Below are 16101 nucleotides of genomic sequence, written 5' to 3'. Positions count from 1 at the left end.
AATTTATCGTTATGCAAATGGGTCAATCATTATGGGTAAGTCACAACAGGATAATCGTCAGTGGAATGGGTGGGGTGATAGGGAGAAAAGCCTAGCACTCACTGCTGATGGTGCGAGTTTTATCACTGAGACATTAGGTCTAGCGACTCCTTTGCCCGTTGCAACTTTGGATGAGGTGTTGGCGAAAGTACCTAGGTCTCGTCTCGATAAGAGTGAACTTTATACCTGTGATGCCGAGGTGCGAGTGCGTCACGCTCGTGGTCAAAGCTTACCGGATTGGTTGGCGATGAAGAGCGGTGAGTTTAACCTCTTTCCAGACGGGGTGGCTTTTCCTAGAAGCAGTGAAGATATCCGTATTTTAATGGCAGAAGCCAAAGAGCAAGGGTGGCAGCTTATCCCCTATGGCGGCGGCACTTCTGTGGTGGGGCATATCACCCCCACTGTTTCAGATAAGCCAGTGCTAACCATCTCCATGGGTAAAATGAACCGCTTGCTTGATCTCGATAGGGTGGATCAAATCGCTACATTTGGCGCCGGCGTTAAGGGGCCATTTCTTGAGTCTCAACTGCAAGCTCAGGGTTTTACTTTAGGTCACTTCCCTCAATCTTTTGAACTCTCGACCTTAGGAGGTTGGGTGGTTACCCGCTCTAGTGGTCAGCAGTCTTTAGGTTATGGACGGATTGAAAACCTGTTTGCTGGAGGTGAGATAGAGACCTTTGAGGGTAAGGTGGAAATCCCCACACTACCAGCATCATCTGCAGGGCCGGATTGGCGTCAATTGGTGCTGGGATCGGAAGGGCATTTAGGGATCTTAACCGAGGCAAAAGTGAGGGTGAGTCGCTTACCTGAAGAGGAGTTTTTTGGTGTGGGCTTTATGCCTAATTGGCAGCAGGGAATAGCTTGCGCCAGAGAGGCGGTACAACTGGGTTTGCCTCTTTCCATGCTAAGAGTGAGTAATAGCATTGAAACTCATACCCAGCTCTATCTATCGGCAAATCAGACTCAACGTCACTGGCTGGCAAAGCTGCTTTCACTGAAAGGGGTGGGTGATGATAAATGTATGTTGGTCTACGGGATCACGGGCGATAAAAAGAGTAATAAGCAGAGTTATAAGCGACTGAAAGCAGTTATCTCTCAGTTTAATGGAGTCAATACGGGTCAAAGCCTAGGTAAAAAATGGGCTCATAAGCGCTTCGCTTTCCCCTACTTGAGGGAGACGTTATGGCAGATGGGCTATGCCATTGATACCTTAGAGACCGCGACTAACTGGTCCAATATTGCCCCGCTTACAGAGAAAATTGAGCAGAGTCTTAGGGAGGGGCTGGCTGACAGCTCTGAATCGCCTGATGCACCGCAGAGTAAAGTCCACGTATTCTCCCACCTATCTCACCTGTATAGTGATGGCGCCAGTATCTATACCACTTATCTATTTCCAGTCTCCGGCACCTATGAAGAGACCTATGCTCGATGGCAGAGGTTAAAATCCACCACCTCAAAGTTAATCGTTGAAAGTAGTGGAACCATCAGCCATCAGCATGGCGTTGGTGGCGATCATGCTGCCTATTTAGTGAGAGAGAAGGGCGAGCGAGTAGTCGATTCATTGCAAAACTACTTTAACGCTTTCGATCCCAAGGGCCAGTTAAATCCGGGGAAATTGTTTAAAGGGATCCCAGCTAAATCTCTTCAAAGTCATGGGAAGCAAGATCAATGAAAACCCTGACTCAGGCGGCCAGAGAGGCAAGCACCGCTATTGAGCACGGAGATGCAGAATATGATCTGATCATAATAGGAGGCGGGATCACGGGGGCTGGGATCTTTCATCTTGCAGCCAGTCAAGGTGCTAAAGTATTGCTATTAGAGCAGCAAGATTTTGCCTGGGGCACCTCAAGTCGATCTTCCAAAATGGTGCATGGGGGGTTGCGCTATCTTGCTAGTGGTCAATGGAAGATGACGCGAGATGCCGCCAGAGAGCGGGAGTCTCTACTGGCTGAACTGCCGGGGCTGGTTGAACTGATGCCCTATCTGATGCTGCATAAACGGGGAGATTTTCCCTCTGCGGCTATTTTTCATCGAGTGCTCTCTGTCTACGATAAGTTGGCGGGGAGTCAACATCATAAACCACTTAGTATCGAGAGGGCTCGTAGCTGGTTATCTGAGGTGGCATTCGATGAGATAAGTGGTGTGAGCTTGTTTGCTGATGGCGTGACTGACGATGCACGTTTAGTGCTGCGATCTTTGCAAGATGGCGTATTAGCTGGTGGTCTAGCGCTGAACTATGCCAAGGTCAGCGGTTTTATTGAGGGAGCAAATGGGATCTCTGGTGTCGAGGTTAGCGTAAACGAAGGGCTGAGACATAAGGTTAAGGCCAAGTGTGTCATCAATGCTGCTGGTTGCTGGGCTGATAAGTTGCACCCATTAGAGCATGGGGGATTAAGGCCGCTTAGAGGCAGTCATCTGGTATTGCCCTTTGAGCGTTTGCCTGTTTCAGCCTGTATCACTTTTTACCACCCTCTAGATGGTCGTCCTGTGTATATCTATCCTTGGCAGGCTTGCAGTGTGATTGGTACGACAGATCTGGATCATCACGGGGATCTAGATTGTGAACCAGGAATAGCTCAGAAGGAGGTGGATTATCTATTAGGGTTAGCCAGGCACTATTTCCCGAGCCAAAAAATAGTGGAGAGGGATGTGATAAGCAGTTGGAGCGGCATACGTCCAATCTTCAGTGAATCTAACGATAAAGCACCATCGAAAGAGTCCCGTGAGCATATTATCTGGTCTAAGCCTGGGCTTATTTCAGTCACTGGAGGTAAGTTAACTAGCTACCACCTAATGGCAAAACAGACGCTCGAGAAGGTTAGTGAGCAGCTCCCTGAGCTCTTTGATGAGTTAAAAAGAGCTAAGTTTAGTCAAACCGATCAGGGTTATGCTGATAAGCACCTCAGTGGATATTTTGGCTATTTTGCACCGCAGATCTTCGCTATGGTTAATTCAGATACCATAGGAGTTAGTCGTTGTCAGTGGCGAGAGCTTGAGTGGTCAGTGATGAGCGAGGGGGTTACCCATTTGGATGATCTACTGCTACGTCGTACACGATTAGGATTACAACTTGGGGCCGAAGTTATTCGTTACCGAGAAGTGATTTTGCAGCTGTGTTGTCGTCACTTAGGTTGGTCGAGTGATGAGGCGGATAAGGAGTGGAACCGCTTTGAGCAGATATTTAATTCAAGCTACCAATTACCCAGCCGCCAAGTGAGGGAAGATATCTGTGATGGATAAGAGTAAACAGCAAGATGAGTATGGGTCAGAAGCTGACTGGATCTTAACGATCGATAACGGTACTCAGAGTGTTCGTGCACTTATTTTCGACCTCCGGGGGCAATTGATCGCCAAGTCACAGATAAAGTTGATCCCCTATGAGTCACCTCAATCTGGCTGGTGTGAACAAAACGGGGACTACTATTGGCAGAATGTGTGTGATGCTTGTCAGGCACTTTGGCAGCAAGGCATCGATAAACGCAAAATTAAGGGAGTGTCGGTGACCACACAGCGTGGCACTATGCTGCCGCTAGACAGTCAAGGAACGCCACTGCATCCTGCCATACTCTGGTTAGATCAACGTAAAGCTGAACCACTTCCACGTTTAGGTGGGATCTGGGATCCCCTGTTTAAGCTGATGGGATTAAGTGAAACGATCGCCAATTTCAGAAGTCGTGCTCAGCCAAATTGGCTCTATATCGAGAAGCGGGAGCTGTGGGATCAAACCTATAAATTTGCCTTTCTATCTGGCTTTTTTCATCACAAGTTGACAGGTGAGTGGGCGGACTCGATAGGATCTCAGGTGGGCTACCTGCCCTTCGATTATAAGAAGCACAGATGGGCACCTAAATGGGATTGGAAGTGGCGGGCACTGAATGTCAGGTCAGATCAGCTACTGCCGCTGGTAAAGCCTGGCGATAAAATTGGCGAAATAACTCAACTAGCAAGTGAGCAAACAGGTATCCCCCAAGGATTAACAGTTGTCGCTGCAGCTGCAGATAAAGCCTGTGAAGTACTTGGTTCTGGAGGACAAAGTGCCGATGTGGGTTGCCTAAGTTTCGGTACCACCGCCACCATCAATGTCACCATGAATCGTTATACCGAAGCGGTGCGTTTTCTGCCTGCATATCCGTCTGCGATCACAGGTGCTTTTTGCAGTGAAGTGATGCTCTATCGTGGTTTCTGGATGGTGAGCTGGTTTAAGGAGCAGTTTGCTCATATTGAGCAGACGAAAGCCGAAGAAGCTGGAGTGGAAGCTGAAGCCCTGTTTGATGAGCTGGTGAACAGTGTGCCGCCAGGGTCGATGGGGCTGATGTTGCAACCGTACTGGGGGCCGGGAGTAAAGCAGCCAGGTCCTGAGGCTAAAGGTGCTGTGATAGGTTTTGGCGATCTACATACTAGAGCCCATCTCTATCGCGCTATTTTAGAGGGACTAGCTTTTGGCCTCAAGGAGGGGCTGGAAGCGATTGAGAAAAAGAGTGGCTGTAAAGTGAAAGAGTTAAGAGTCTCGGGCGGTGGCGCTCAAAGTGATGCTGCCATGCAGATCGCCGCCGATATCTTTGGCTTGCCAACGGTAAGGGCTCACACCATAGAAACATCCGGTTTGGGGGCTGCTATCGATGCGGCAGTTGGACTTGGACTCTACCCAAATTTTGAAACAGCCATTCAGGCCATGGTTCACGAAGGTGAGCGTTTCGAACCGGATAGGGAGCATTATGTGATGTACCAAAGGCTTTACCGAGAGATCTATCTTAATATCTACAAGAAGTTACAGCCTTTTTATAGCAAGATTAGGGATATTACGGGTTACCCAGAATAGAGTCCGATTGAATGATCGGAATGTATTTTTATTGTAAGTTTTAGCTTTGTGGGTATTGATTGAGAGTATTTAATTAATCGCTGTGAAAGTCGAAGTTACCTTTTATTAATCATCTATGTGCTTTTGTGAGATATTGGGTATCTAACGTTACATTAAAGGGAAGTATCATGAATAAACTCTTGTCATTTTTTATGCTTATTTTGCTCTTGTCTGGGTGTGCTAAGCCTCTGCCCGAAGATAAACTCGATTATGTTGGTGAGTGGCAAAGCAGTGAGATGGGGTTGTTAATTCTTGATGATGGAACGGTTGCGTATAAACGACTAAAAGGAGGTGGTTCCACTTCCATTAATGGGCCGTTGCAAGAGTTTATTGGTGATGACTTTGTTGTAGGTGTTCTATTTATGACCACGACATTTGATGTCTCTGAGCCACCACATGAAGTTGATGGGAGCTGGAAGATGACAGTCGATGGTGTCAGGCTAACTAAAGTGAGTGAGGAGTATTCAGAATACTAAGTTTTGTCTTCACTTTCAGCTTTGTGATCAAGTATAAGATTATTGGGGCTAGGAATATTATGTCTGAATCTAGGTCTTCGCCTAGATTCAGTCATCAAAAGGTGGCTTAGTAAAAGTCTCCACCCATGGCACGTTGTAGCTCAGCTTCGGCTAAAACATCTTCTAGACGCTTCTTAACGTTACGTCTACGCATTAAGTCATCCATCTCTTTTCTGTTTGATGGTTGAGCGATCGCTTCTATCTCTAAATCGTCGGGCACAAGGTCAATCATTTGAGCCATAACGAACTCCTTACTTGTTAAATACCTTTGGCATTTTGTGTTTGCTAACAGGTAAAAATGACATCTGAAATCCAGTCGGAACTGGTTGTTTAGTAACGCTAAAAGCTTAAAGTGTTTACTTAAATGGTAACGGAAATTTAAACTTTAATATTAGTAAGCGCTGATGAGGAAGATATCAGGCTATGCTGAGAAAAAGTGAGATCTATCTAGCAATTTCTGTAGAAGGCAAAAAAATTGTAAAATTGAGTTTTAATTCACTTTGAAAGGTGGTTAAGTCTATATTATTCAGTATTTTATTGTATTTTTACAAGATGAGTACCTGCTTGTTTAGTAGGCGCTCATCTTGTTTTATATCACAATTTTAGATCTTGGTGCTCTTGAGAGCTAGCTTTAGTTATAGCTCGAAGCTATAGCTATAACCGATAACAATTTTTGCATCGTCACCGTTAAGATCTGTATCGCTGACGGTGAATGATACTGCGCCTATTTCTGTTTCTTTATTGAGAGAAAGCGAATAGTCCGAGTAGCTGTCAGTATCGAACCAAGCGGTCACTACATCCCCTGTTGAGTAACCATAATGAGCAGATATAGAGAGACTATCAGAAAGCGGAATACTCACTCCTGCATCTAAATAACCCATATCTTCATTGTCCCAAGGCGCAGTAGCAACATCGCTACCTGCATTGGTAACATGGGAGTAGCTTAAACTGAACCATCTCCAGCTTATTGCTGCTTTGAGCTCACCAAAGTCGATATCTGAATCACTGTCTGGGTAAGCGTAGTAGAGGTAACTGACATCATAACCAAACTCTTCACCTATTGTTCCTGCATAACCAGCGTAGAAGTCCAGCTCATAGCTGGTTTCATCATCAAAATCGACATTTGATGCCCAAGTGCCAAGATAGAGGCCACTTTCATGCTCATAGTCGACGCCTCCCTGCACGGCAACCGCGTCTTGTGTTTGGCTTACACCTCGCCAAAGGTAGTTAGAGGTTGCGCCTATGTTTGCGGTTACGCTGGCATCTGCATAGAGGCTGGTTAGTAAACTTGAAGCCAATAGTGTGCTGCTTAGTGCTAATTTCATCTTTCTTCCCCATTACTTAGTCATTATTTTTAGTCAAGTATGGGAAAGCGAGTTATATGCCAATATTTTTATAGTTAAATATCAACTAGTTAATTATCTAAAGCTGTTTTTTTGCACTGGACTGGTGAATTTACGTTGTAGTGGCGCACTTATCTAGTGCAGAGATAGAGAGGGGCAGGCACAAAAAAACCTCCATTAGGAGGTTTTTATTAAAACGGAGAAAGGCGTTTTTAGTTAACGCTATCTTTTAGAGTCTTACCCGCTTTAAACTTAGGTACTGTGGCTGCAGGGATTTGAATCTCTTTACCAGTTTGTGGATTACGGCCAGTACGTGCGGCGCGACTAGAAGTTTCGAAAGAACCAAATCCAACGATAGAAATTTTATCACCGTTTTTCATTGCTTCTGTAACAGTCTCTTCAAAAGATTTTAGTGCACGTGCAGCTTCTGCTTTAGTCAGTTCTGCATGTTCAGCCATTTTTGCAACAAGTTCAGTCTTATTCATTTGAATAGTCTCTTCTTTCCGTAGATTTAATAATACCAATCACACAGTATTCGTAGTAATTGCTGTCACTAACATGCCATAAGATATTCAATATGGAAAGGGCTTTAAGCCCTAGAAAACCCCTTTCAGGTCAAAAACTGTGTAAAAAAACATCTTTGGGTCTTTATTGAATGATTGTTCAGCTATTTTTCTGTCTACTTACGGGTGTTTACGAGAGAGTTTTACATCAATTAATCCGTATGGATGACGATAAAGTGATAGTTTTTCATACTGTTTATAATGAAATTAAAGAGAAAGAGCGTGACTAATAGCCAACTTTGACGTGGTTTTATCTGTTTTCATTAAAATGCATGTGTTAACGCATTGTGGGTTTTGTGTTGTTTCAAGAGTGCTGTGACATTCTTACATAAAGCCACCCTCAGTCTGAAGGTGTGTTGAAAGTTGGCATAAGATAACTGAGAGGAGAGTAAAACAATTAATCATCTAGCAGTTGATAGAGCAACTGCTTAACTAACTTAGGCTCAAAGGGTTTATCACAAAGCGCATTCACGCCAGCTTGAGCCACATTGGTTAGGTGAGCATCATTTGCTTCAGAGGAGACCATCAGTATCGGCACGTGACACTGCTGGCTGTCATTACGAATAAACTGAGTTAATGCCAGTCCATCGACACTTGGCATGTTGTAATCGGTAATGACTAGATCAAACAGGTTATCTTGCATGATCTCTATTGCTTGGGCGCCATCAACGGCTTCGGTTATTAATCTAAGTCCTAAGTTTGAGATGGTACGTTTAATAATATTTCTTGCCATCTTACTATCATCGACGACTAAGACTTTTAGATCATGCACATCGAAGTGGCTGAGTTCTAGCTCATCATCACTTAATAGATCTAACGTTGAGTTTAAGGCCTTCAGTAGGTGCTCTGATGCGAAAGGCTTTGGCAAAATGGCGACAACTCCAGCTTGTCTATATACCTCTAAATGTTCACGGCGGCACTCAGATGAAACCAACATAAACTGTATATCTTCATATTGGGAGTTCTCTCTAACCTGTTTTAGGAGATCAAGTGCAGTCCCATCTTCGAAATGCATGGCGCTGGTGATGAGATCTGGCTGGTAGCGGCTAATGATAGTGAGTGCATCAGTAATAGTTGTCGCAGTTTGAATATTACTGAAGCCCTCTTCTGACAGCTTACTACTGATAATCTTTCTTTGTGTATCTGACGCTTCTAAAAGCAGTATCGAAAGTTCACTAGGTAACAGTGTGCTCATAGTCTTAATGCTCAATAGGTGGAGATGAATACCTGTCTGTATAAAAGCGTGTTCGCTTAACAATTCACTTTCTTATACTGATTGATATTAAATATGGAACAAAATTAGCCTAAACACAATGAACGATTGTTAAGCTTTAATTATCATTGTCTTATATGAAAATATTTTATTTCTTCTCAGCTGAAGGGTGACCTTCAAGGTATCCTTTGGTTGACGTTGAAAAAGCGACCCAAAACTGAAAGGCGAGCAATAAACCTGCCGTGATAGCGATTAATGGCACAGGTATCTCATGATTGTTGAATACGACTTTGACATCTTCTGGTGAAACTTGATAAGCGATAATTGCCGTACCTGCAAGGGCAGTGAGGCCTAAAGTTTGAATAGCGAGATAGACCTTGAAAGCGATACCTGCCCAACTGGTCCTTAAAGCTAAGCCGATAAGAACTGGAATCACCCCAAATGAGAACAGATCGATCACTTGAATATTAATAGCTCGCCATGTGGCTACCGCTGCGAGTACAGCGTACAAAAACATAATAATACTTAGGGCCAGTGTTGGTTTTTTCATTACATAACTCATTAAGCTAAATATTCGATGGAGTGTAAAAAAATCAACTGACAGAGTCAAAGCTAGTTATTCGAAAAAGGTCGAGGGAATTTTACTGCTCTGGCGCGTTGAATTGTTTAGAATAGAGCTGAGATTATACTGATGAGAAAGATATGACCGAAGCAGAATTTTGGCAACTGGTGACCAGAAGTTCACCTGAGCAAGATCAGAGTAGCCTAGCTGATAACTTAAAAGCCAAACTTGAACCATTAACAGATGGTGAATTAGTCGAATTTGATAAATTTTTTGGCCAACAGATGCGTCGCTCCTATTTTTGGTCCATGTGGGGCGCTGCCTATATTATCACCGGTTGTGATTCTGAGTATGCCTTTGCTGAGTTTCGCTGTTTCCTGATCTCATTAGGAAAAGAGTGGTATGACAAGGTTATCGAAAGCCCCGATCTATTGGGGACTTTGGATCAATGGCCCGAAAAGGATGGCTATGCTTACCCTTTTTTAGATGAATATGACCTCATTGCTGGGCAGATATTTGAGGATAGAACTGGAGAGGAGTTGCCTTTTGTTCCTTCGGGGATGGCGACCCCTCAAGGGAAAAAGTTCTCAACTAAAAAGAAACTGTTGAAGAGTAACTATCCACAGTTGAGTGAACGTTTTCCTTTTTAGTTCACTCCACAGCTCAATAAAAGCGGGGTCTAGCCTCGCTTTTATGTGCTTAAATGGATGTTATACTGATTGGTATTATTGCTCGTAGCAGGTCTGTGACTTGTTGTCGTACACTCGGCCATGTTCATCACATATCTGAGTCATAAACTTATCTTCAGCCATCTCAAGCTCGTCATCAAAATTCTGCTGCTGATTATTAAGAATCTTGTTATCTGACTTATCTTGTTGTCTGGCCAAAATATCGAAGTGCTGATCAACAGCTGCTTGCTGCGTTTGAGTAAACGCATCTGCAGAGGCTTGGTTCGTAAAGGCAAATCCGACTAGCAAGGCCGCTATAATTGCAAATTTTCCTGAAAAGTGGATCTTGGTTTTTGAAATTGAGTGACTCATAAGTTACCCCTAGTCATGATTAAATCTACTTACTAATTTAATGCGTATGCTAGCGGGTAAACCTTGAACCTATGCTGAATGAAAAGTGAGCAGTCCTAAGCGTAAGTGTGAGCTGCTCTGAGGTTAGTTTCCACATAGCCTTTTGTTGAGATCTAAATGATACTCTTCACATTCACTTTGCAGCATCTCCAGCTCTTCATCATCCAGCTGATGAATACCAATCAGTATAAAGATTTGATCGCTCAGCGAGAGTTTAGCGGTTCTGAGGTAAGGTCTTTAATTGCTCCTGCATTAATGACATTCACCACATCCATGTGGTTTGCAACGAGTGAAAAGCATAGTTAAACTAGGGTTAAGCTCCCTCTTTGTTTATAAAAAGTCACAGCATCAGAATCGCTAAAACTCGCCTGTAAGGAGTGTTTTTGGCTGCCTACTTCTGCGTTAAATGAATTTACAAGGGAATAACCATTCTATCATCCATTCACCTTGGATTAGTTTGCCAAAAGACACTCTGAGTAGATCAACTTCTTATACTAATTGGTATATCTCTCTATCTGCTGCTCAGCAGAGTCCTGTTGATAAATTTTTTCATACTGGGAAAGTATCTCTTCGGCAGAGGATAGGTCTTTAGCCTGATCAATTTCGCTAGCATTTACTATAAAAGGAGAGACTAGCAGACTGAGAACTAGAGTGGATTTTAGGATTCGTTTCATTATTTCGCTCCTATATAAGTGAGTTTAACGGGAGAATTGAGGCTGAGTTTAATAGGGGTTGAATATTTGCTTAATATTCAGTGGCTTACTTGTTTTTCATGGCCTCGCATTGAAAGCCTTGTCGGCTTGAGTCAAAGCGGCATCTGAGGCCACACTCCCAAGGTGCTTGCTCGAATTTTTCTGAGGTTTCAATTGAGTATGCTCGACAGGAGGCATAATCGTTAAAGTCATCAAGTTTCTTATACCTGCCTGATTCATAACCTTGGGTATAGACAAATGATGACCAGCTCTCGGGCTGCTCTTTTTGGTTTGCTGGACTGATTAGGTAGAGGGTAATTCCCAAAACTAGAAATATGACTAAGGTTAGCAGTGACATTTGCGCAGTTTTCATTTTATGGGTTTCATAATCTAGAGTGAACTTAGCCCACTATTCTATGTCTCCTTAATACATGGGGATACATTTTTTATCTAGATGAGCTAGTCTGTTTTTAATCTGTTGCCGTCTTGCATGTATGGTGTTGTATACAGTTGGCTAGTCACTAATTGCTTTGCATTAAGCTAATGTTCAGGTTATTAATTGTACACTCTGATGCATAAGCTAGTAACCGATAACCTTTTGGAGGTTCATATGAAGTTAACGTATTTATTATTAGCGGGAGCGATGGCTTCTGGTGCTGTTGTTGCCGCAGATGAGGCGGTAGAAAACCCAGTCACCGAGAAAGGGGTGGTGAAGATCGAATGGAAAGATCCTAAAAGTTTTCGGGATGTGAAAGCGGCAAGCGATATTCAGTCACGCTATGAGATGCGTACATTTGAAACGCTGACCAAAAACTTAAACAAAGAGGCAAGCAAGATCTTAAAGCCTAATCAAAAGCTTGAGATGCAGGTGACCGACCTTGATCTTGCTGGTGATGTGAGACCCACTTTTGGAGCCACTACGTCAGATATTCGTGTCATTAAAGATATCTACCCACCACGTATCACCTTTACTTATACGGTTACTCAAGATGGTAAAACTGTGATGGCTGGCGACGAGAAGCTGACTGACCTAGGATTTATGCACTCAATTGGTCGTATGAATGAAAAGCCTACTCGCTATGAGTCTAAATTGCTGGCTGATTGGATGAAAAAGACTGTCGCGCCGCAACTTTAATAGCATACTCGGCTATTTTATACTGATTGATATCATAACAGGCTAAAGGAGCTCACCGCTTTTTTAGCCTGTTTTTTTGCATCCGCACTATAGATAGAAAGTTCATGGGCATTTGCCCCTGAGGTAATAGCGGGTGAGAGTAGCCCCACACAGAGACCAATTAAGTCGAACTCACATGCTTGTCCTAAACGATCTTCGGCTTGCATCTTCCTAGCCTGCCAATGTTCATTGGAATAGAATAACCGCTTTTTTTGATCAAAATCGATAAGCACTTGCTGACAAACAGATTGTATATTTTGACTTGTGCTGATGATGACAAAGTCATCTCCACCTACATGGCCGATAAAATTATCACTGTTGTGGTGTGACTCGAGTATTCCTGACACCTCTAAAATGACCTCATCGCCACGACAAAATCCATAGATATCATTGTAAGGCTTGAAGTTGTTGAGATCGAAGTAGGCAAGATAAAATGGCTTTTTCTGTTGCTTAAGTCGCTTGATCTCCTCCTGAATAGGAATATTACCAGGAAGCCCTGAAAGGGGGTTAGCGTGACGAGCCAGTTTAATTCTCTGCTCGGTTAACAACTGCAAAAGATCTTTGGTATGACCTATTCCTAGTAGTTTCCCGTGACGCATAATAATAAACTCTTGCGCCATAAAGCTGCTGTTTTGAGCGGTTAAAGACTGGCTTACTAGAGAGATTGGGGAGGCAGCATCGACCGTGACAACTTGGGTATTCATCACCTCAATTGCGATTCTGTTTTCATGAAGAGCGCGACCATAGGGAGTACTGAATAGCTCCAAGAGTTGGGCGCGGCTGACTAAGCCTTGCGGCTTAGACTGCACCAATATGACAATACTCTGTAGGCTGGGTTGAGCGATAAAAATATCGCTTAACTGTTTCAATTTGGTTTCAGATGATGCTGTTTCAGCTTGATTACAGAGACTTTCTGCAGATTCTGCGTAGCGTATCTGCTTTTTTACTGGGTCTTGATGAATATGAGCTTCTATTTTACCGTTCGGGTTTTTATCTGGCATACCAAGTAGATAACCTTGGCAATATACTATCCCAAGTTGCTTCAATATCGCCAACTCCTCCTGTGTCTCTATCCCTTCGGCAATAACCTGACAAGTTAGATTTTGGCAAAGCTCGATAATGGAGCGGACAAACTCCTGCTTCACAGTGGATTGATCTATTTGATTGATAAAGTGGCGGTCTATTTTTACATAGTCTGGTGCTAGCTCAGACCATAGACGTAGTCCGGAGTATCCAGTCCCTAGATCGTCGATGGCGGTAAGAAAGCCCTGATTACGATAGTGGTTTAAACATGACTTTAGCATGTCGATATCATCGGCGGGATACTGCTCTGAAAGCTCTATGACTACCTGTGACGGTGAAAGCCCGAGTTCCTGTACTAGACTTAATGTCATCCCTTTTGCGTGGTTTGGTTCCAGTAAGGCTTTAGGTGAGATATTGATAAATAGCTTGCCAGCTAATCTCTTTGTTTTAAATTGGTTGATAGAGATGCTACGACATAAGCCTTCTAATTCGGAAAGCTTGCCTTGATTTTCAGCGGTTTGAAATAGAGGCACTGGAGAGTATAAAGGGCTGTGTGCAGGCCCTCTGCTTAAGGCCTCATAACCATGTAAGCTATGATTATTGATATTGAAAATGGGCTGAAATAGAGCAGTAATCTGTTTCTTCTCTATAACCTTATTTAGCTCTTTCCCTAGATCGATAGCAGACATGCTCACCTCCTTTGTTTAAAACAGAGGGGAGCATATGACACTTGGATGACAGTAAGATGACAAGCTTATTTTAAGTTGTTCAGCGTATTATCTGCTGTCGGGCTTACTTAGCTTGATCTTTAAAAGCTTGTAAAGTTTGGAGTAATACACCCAGTTTTCTGACAAATTGCTCTAGCGCTGCAGGAAGTAGTTCTGGATCTGTTGGCATTTTTTCAAGTTCGCTGGCTAACTCTTCAACATAAGGCTTGAATCGATTACTTCGTGTTGAAAAACCTTCATCTTGTGTAAAGATGGTGTTGAACTTTGCATGACCTGCTTTTTTTAGCTCGTCAAGCTTGCCATCGGCATCAATCGATTTGCGATAGGCTGTTTGTAAATTCTCTTTCAGTTGTTCAAGAACACGTGTGTGTGGCATAACAGCCTCTCATTCCATAAAAATTAATTGTCGCGATTATAAGGGGCGAAGATGATAGCAACAAGTCAGTTGAAGTTAATACTTGCAGTAGTGTGGGGCGCTTGCGTAGGGATTAGTTTCTCTGTAGAGGCGTCACCCGAGGATAGACCGCCTTTTTATAAAATTGATTATAAAGGAGAAACCTCATACCTGCTTGGCTCAATTCATATAGGAAAAGCAGACTTTTACCCAATGGCGCCTCAAATAGAATCACTGTTTGAGTCTGCGGGATCTCTGGTTGTTGAGGCTGATACCACTAATGCTGATATCAATGCATTGATCAATAAATATGGTATTAAATCTGTGCCTGCAGATATCAAAACTCAAGCCGCATTAGAGAGTTATTGTCGCCCTATGGAGCGAATGTGTCAGGCGATGAGTGGGTTTGCGCCCTGGTTGCAATCGATGCAGTTTGGTGTGGTTAGATTTGAAGCTTTAGGTTACACCGCAAACTACGGTGTTGAGCAGAGGTTTATCTCTAAAAATCGTGACAGACCACTTTTGGAGCTTGAAAGTACTGAGTTTCAATTTAGCTTGATGTCATCTTTTGATGACACAACTCAGTGGAAGATGGTTAAAGAGACAATAGAAGCACCTGATGACGAGATGTTGGCTTTAGTTGATGCGTGGCGAAGTGGTGATGCCAAGGAGCTCAATGCCTTGATGGAGGGAAGCATGATCGATAACGGTGATGTTGAGATGGTCGAGAAGATACTCTGGCATCGTAATGTGGGGATGGCGGAAAAAATTGGTGAGTTAATGCAAGATAAACAAACCATTCAACCTCTGTTTATTTTAGTGGGAGCTGGCCATGTGGTTGGCCCTAAGAGCATTGTGAAGGAGCTATTAAAGAGGGGAGCAAAGGTTAAGAATTGCTGGGAGCTTAGCTGCTCATAATCAATAACTAACTGCTTAATCAAAATTTCCATTCTTGGTAAAAACCTTTGAGTGGATCATGTTCTGATACTGAGCTGTGTTCAAATGAGGCTAAGATTGAACATCGTTTAGGGGGGAAGAGGCTCCTCTTCTCCTATATCGACTTAAATTACCTCATAAAAAATATGGGTTTGGACACTTTCTTACGTTTGATTGGGGTAACAGGCATTATTTTGTCTATACTTTCAAGTGCAGGTCTCTATATTTTATTTAATATCCGATACATTTCTTAGCTCACCAGCAAGGAGGCTGAATGACGGCATTGGTTATCCCCACATCCACCAAAGGTTTTGAAGAGATCCCAAGGAAATGGGACAACAAACACAACAAAATTGTTGCTCGCGTCGATCCTGGTGCATTTTATATAACAGCCCATGATGAGTATGTATTCACTCGTCTTGGTTCATGTGTTGCTGCTTGTATTTGGGACCCATTACTTGGTATTGGTGGGTTAAATCATTTTCTTTTGCCTGAAAGGGAGCTAAATGAGGACTGGCATGAGCTGATGAGTTTCTCCTGTCGATATGGCAACTTTGCCATGGAGCAGTTGATCAACGGTATACTGGCACTTGGGGGTCAGAAGCAAAGATTAAGGGCTAAAGTTTTTGGTGGCGCTCAGATGGGTAAAGAGACCGTACTGAATGTGGGACGCTCCAATATTGATTTTGTGAAAAATTACCTGCACATGGAGGGGATTGAGGTAGAGAGCGAAGACTTAGGTGGAGGTTGGCCAAGAAAAGTGCTCTTTCACCCCAATAGCGGAAAAGTGCTACTTAAGCGTCTTCCTGTCAGTGGTATTGTTGAGATGGAGAGGGAGGAGAGAGTATACCTTAAAGATATCGTTAAGGAGCAAACCGAGAGCAAGGTTGAGCTTTTTGATTAAAACTATCTACGTGCAGGTGTCGTTAGTCCTATTTTTTTCATTCCTTGAGTATTTTTTGATTTTATCTTTTTGATATAT

General features: G+C 43.2%; 18 protein-coding genes. 8 read left to right on the top strand and 10 right to left on the bottom strand.

Going from position 1 to position 16101, the window contains the following annotated elements:
- Positions 1-31: 31 nt before the first annotated feature.
- The 4 genes from SWOO_RS22340 (at position 32) to SWOO_RS22325 (ending at position 5373) form a co-directional block, all read left to right on the top strand.
- Entirely contained in the window at positions 32-1711 is a 1680-nt protein-coding gene (locus SWOO_RS22340; protein WP_012326938.1) for an FAD-binding oxidoreductase, read from the top strand.
- Positions 1708-3279 (top strand): glycerol-3-phosphate dehydrogenase/oxidase, encoded by a 1572-nt coding sequence (locus tag SWOO_RS22335; protein ID WP_012326937.1) that lies wholly within the window; start codon positions 1708-1710, stop codon positions 3277-3279. The genes SWOO_RS22340 and SWOO_RS22335 overlap by 4 nt, the downstream gene beginning before the upstream one ends.
- Entirely contained in the window at positions 3272-4858 is a 1587-nt protein-coding gene (locus SWOO_RS22330) for an FGGY-family carbohydrate kinase (RefSeq protein ID WP_012326936.1), read from the top strand. The genes SWOO_RS22335 and SWOO_RS22330 overlap by 8 nt, the downstream gene beginning before the upstream one ends.
- A gap of 167 nt (positions 4859-5025) precedes the next feature.
- Positions 5026-5373, top strand: coding sequence for a hypothetical protein (locus SWOO_RS22325; protein ID WP_012326935.1), 348 nt, complete (start codon positions 5026-5028; stop codon positions 5371-5373).
- A 106-nt stretch (positions 5374-5479) separates the two neighbouring features.
- Here SWOO_RS22325 and SWOO_RS26145 read toward each other — a convergent pair whose 3' ends face one another.
- From SWOO_RS26145 to SWOO_RS22305, 5 genes are all read right to left on the bottom strand, one after another.
- Positions 5480-5653 carry a hypothetical protein gene (locus tag SWOO_RS26145; protein ID WP_012326934.1) on the bottom strand — a complete coding sequence of 58 codons (174 nt, stop codon included), beginning with the start codon at positions 5651-5653 and terminating at the stop codon, positions 5480-5482.
- A 394-nt stretch (positions 5654-6047) separates the two neighbouring features.
- The gene (locus SWOO_RS22320; RefSeq protein WP_012326933.1) at positions 6048-6737 is read right to left on the bottom strand and encodes a TorF family putative porin; all 690 of its coding nucleotides are present in this window, start codon (positions 6735-6737) and stop codon (positions 6048-6050) included.
- A 230-nt stretch (positions 6738-6967) separates the two neighbouring features.
- The gene (locus tag SWOO_RS22315) at positions 6968-7240 is read right to left on the bottom strand and encodes an HU family DNA-binding protein (RefSeq protein WP_012326932.1); all 273 of its coding nucleotides are present in this window, start codon (positions 7238-7240) and stop codon (positions 6968-6970) included.
- Between the two features lie 475 nt (positions 7241-7715).
- Complete coding sequence (locus tag SWOO_RS22310) at positions 7716-8513, bottom strand: response regulator (protein ID WP_012326931.1); 798 nt, start codon at positions 8511-8513, stop codon at positions 7716-7718.
- A 166-nt stretch (positions 8514-8679) separates the two neighbouring features.
- Positions 8680-9081, bottom strand: coding sequence for a hypothetical protein (locus SWOO_RS22305; RefSeq protein WP_012326930.1), 402 nt, complete (start codon positions 9079-9081; stop codon positions 8680-8682).
- Between the two features lie 152 nt (positions 9082-9233).
- Between SWOO_RS22305 and SWOO_RS22300 the strand changes: the two genes are divergently transcribed.
- The gene (locus tag SWOO_RS22300; RefSeq protein WP_012326929.1) at positions 9234-9743 is read left to right on the top strand and encodes a DUF4240 domain-containing protein; all 510 of its coding nucleotides are present in this window, start codon (positions 9234-9236) and stop codon (positions 9741-9743) included.
- A 75-nt stretch (positions 9744-9818) separates the two neighbouring features.
- Here the strand turns inward: SWOO_RS22300 and SWOO_RS22295 are convergent, their stop codons facing one another.
- From SWOO_RS22295 to SWOO_RS22280, 3 genes are all read right to left on the bottom strand, one after another.
- Positions 9819-10133, bottom strand: coding sequence for a hypothetical protein (locus SWOO_RS22295; protein WP_012326928.1), 315 nt, complete (start codon positions 10131-10133; stop codon positions 9819-9821).
- 533 nt (positions 10134-10666) lie between these two features.
- Positions 10667-10846 carry a hypothetical protein gene (locus SWOO_RS22285; protein WP_012326927.1) on the bottom strand — a complete coding sequence of 60 codons (180 nt, stop codon included), beginning with the start codon at positions 10844-10846 and terminating at the stop codon, positions 10667-10669.
- 85 nt (positions 10847-10931) lie between these two features.
- Entirely contained in the window at positions 10932-11237 is a 306-nt protein-coding gene (locus SWOO_RS22280) for a hypothetical protein (protein WP_012326926.1), read from the bottom strand.
- 237 nt (positions 11238-11474) lie between these two features.
- Between SWOO_RS22280 and SWOO_RS22275 the strand changes: the two genes are divergently transcribed.
- Positions 11475-11999, top strand: coding sequence for a DUF3016 domain-containing protein (locus SWOO_RS22275; RefSeq protein WP_012326925.1), 525 nt, complete (start codon positions 11475-11477; stop codon positions 11997-11999).
- Between the two features lie 32 nt (positions 12000-12031).
- Here the strand turns inward: SWOO_RS22275 and SWOO_RS22270 are convergent, their stop codons facing one another.
- Both SWOO_RS22270 and SWOO_RS22265 read right to left on the bottom strand, forming a co-directional pair.
- Positions 12032-13750, bottom strand: coding sequence for a GGDEF domain-containing protein (locus SWOO_RS22270; protein WP_012326924.1), 1719 nt, complete (start codon positions 13748-13750; stop codon positions 12032-12034).
- Positions 13751-13853: 103 nt separating this feature from the next.
- Positions 13854-14165, bottom strand: coding sequence for a hypothetical protein (locus SWOO_RS22265; RefSeq protein ID WP_012326923.1), 312 nt, complete (start codon positions 14163-14165; stop codon positions 13854-13856).
- Positions 14166-14216: 51 nt separating this feature from the next.
- On the opposite strand from SWOO_RS22265, the gene SWOO_RS22260 reads away from it, so the two are divergent.
- Both SWOO_RS22260 and SWOO_RS22255 read left to right on the top strand, forming a co-directional pair.
- Complete coding sequence (locus SWOO_RS22260; protein ID WP_012326922.1) at positions 14217-15101, top strand: TraB/GumN family protein; 885 nt, start codon at positions 14217-14219, stop codon at positions 15099-15101.
- 292 nt (positions 15102-15393) lie between these two features.
- Positions 15394-16023 carry a hypothetical protein gene (locus SWOO_RS22255; protein WP_012326921.1) on the top strand — a complete coding sequence of 210 codons (630 nt, stop codon included), beginning with the start codon at positions 15394-15396 and terminating at the stop codon, positions 16021-16023.
- The last annotated feature ends 78 nt before the right edge of the window (positions 16024-16101 follow it).

Source organism: Shewanella woodyi ATCC 51908 (genome assembly GCF_000019525.1).
Taxonomy (GTDB): Bacteria; Pseudomonadota; Gammaproteobacteria; order Enterobacterales; family Shewanellaceae; genus Shewanella; species Shewanella woodyi.
The sequence above is the reverse complement of the archived record's forward strand: the minus strand, read 5'-3'. Positions and strand labels throughout refer to the sequence as shown.

Bases quoted from the DNA above. Each gene is read 5' to 3' on its own strand.
- SWOO_RS22275 (WP_012326925.1), top strand. From the start codon at position 11,475: ATGAAGTTAACGTATTTATTATTAGCGGGAGCGATGGCTTCTGGTGCT.
- SWOO_RS22265 (WP_012326923.1), bottom strand. From the start codon at position 14,165: ATGCCACACACACGTGTTCTTGAACAACTGAAAGAGAATTTACAAACA.
- SWOO_RS22255 (WP_012326921.1), top strand. From the start codon at position 15,394: ATGACGGCATTGGTTATCCCCACATCCACCAAAGGTTTTGAAGAGATC.
- SWOO_RS22325 (WP_012326935.1), top strand. From the start codon at position 5,026: ATGAATAAACTCTTGTCATTTTTTATGCTTATTTTGCTCTTGTCTGGG.
- SWOO_RS22310 (WP_012326931.1), bottom strand. From the start codon at position 8,513: ATGAGCACACTGTTACCTAGTGAACTTTCGATACTGCTTTTAGAAGCG.
- SWOO_RS22335 (WP_012326937.1), top strand. From the start codon at position 1,708: ATGAAAACCCTGACTCAGGCGGCCAGAGAGGCAAGCACCGCTATTGAG.
- SWOO_RS22315 (WP_012326932.1), bottom strand. From the start codon at position 7,240: ATGAATAAGACTGAACTTGTTGCAAAAATGGCTGAACATGCAGAACTG.
- SWOO_RS22340 (WP_012326938.1), top strand. From the start codon at position 32: ATGGGTAAGTCACAACAGGATAATCGTCAGTGGAATGGGTGGGGTGAT.
- SWOO_RS22260 (WP_012326922.1), top strand. From the start codon at position 14,217: ATGATAGCAACAAGTCAGTTGAAGTTAATACTTGCAGTAGTGTGGGGC.
- SWOO_RS22320 (WP_012326933.1), bottom strand. From the start codon at position 6,737: ATGAAATTAGCACTAAGCAGCACACTATTGGCTTCAAGTTTACTAACC.
- SWOO_RS22300 (WP_012326929.1), top strand. From the start codon at position 9,234: ATGACCGAAGCAGAATTTTGGCAACTGGTGACCAGAAGTTCACCTGAG.
- SWOO_RS22295 (WP_012326928.1), bottom strand. From the start codon at position 10,133: ATGAGTCACTCAATTTCAAAAACCAAGATCCACTTTTCAGGAAAATTT.
- SWOO_RS22285 (WP_012326927.1), bottom strand. From the start codon at position 10,846: ATGAAACGAATCCTAAAATCCACTCTAGTTCTCAGTCTGCTAGTCTCT.
- SWOO_RS22305 (WP_012326930.1), bottom strand. From the start codon at position 9,081: ATGAAAAAACCAACACTGGCCCTAAGTATTATTATGTTTTTGTACGCT.
- SWOO_RS22270 (WP_012326924.1), bottom strand. From the start codon at position 13,750: ATGTCTGCTATCGATCTAGGGAAAGAGCTAAATAAGGTTATAGAGAAG.
- SWOO_RS22330 (WP_012326936.1), top strand. From the start codon at position 3,272: ATGGATAAGAGTAAACAGCAAGATGAGTATGGGTCAGAAGCTGACTGG.
- SWOO_RS26145 (WP_012326934.1), bottom strand. From the start codon at position 5,653: ATGGCTCAAATGATTGACCTTGTGCCCGACGATTTAGAGATAGAAGCG.
- SWOO_RS22280 (WP_012326926.1), bottom strand. From the start codon at position 11,237: ATGAAAACTGCGCAAATGTCACTGCTAACCTTAGTCATATTTCTAGTT.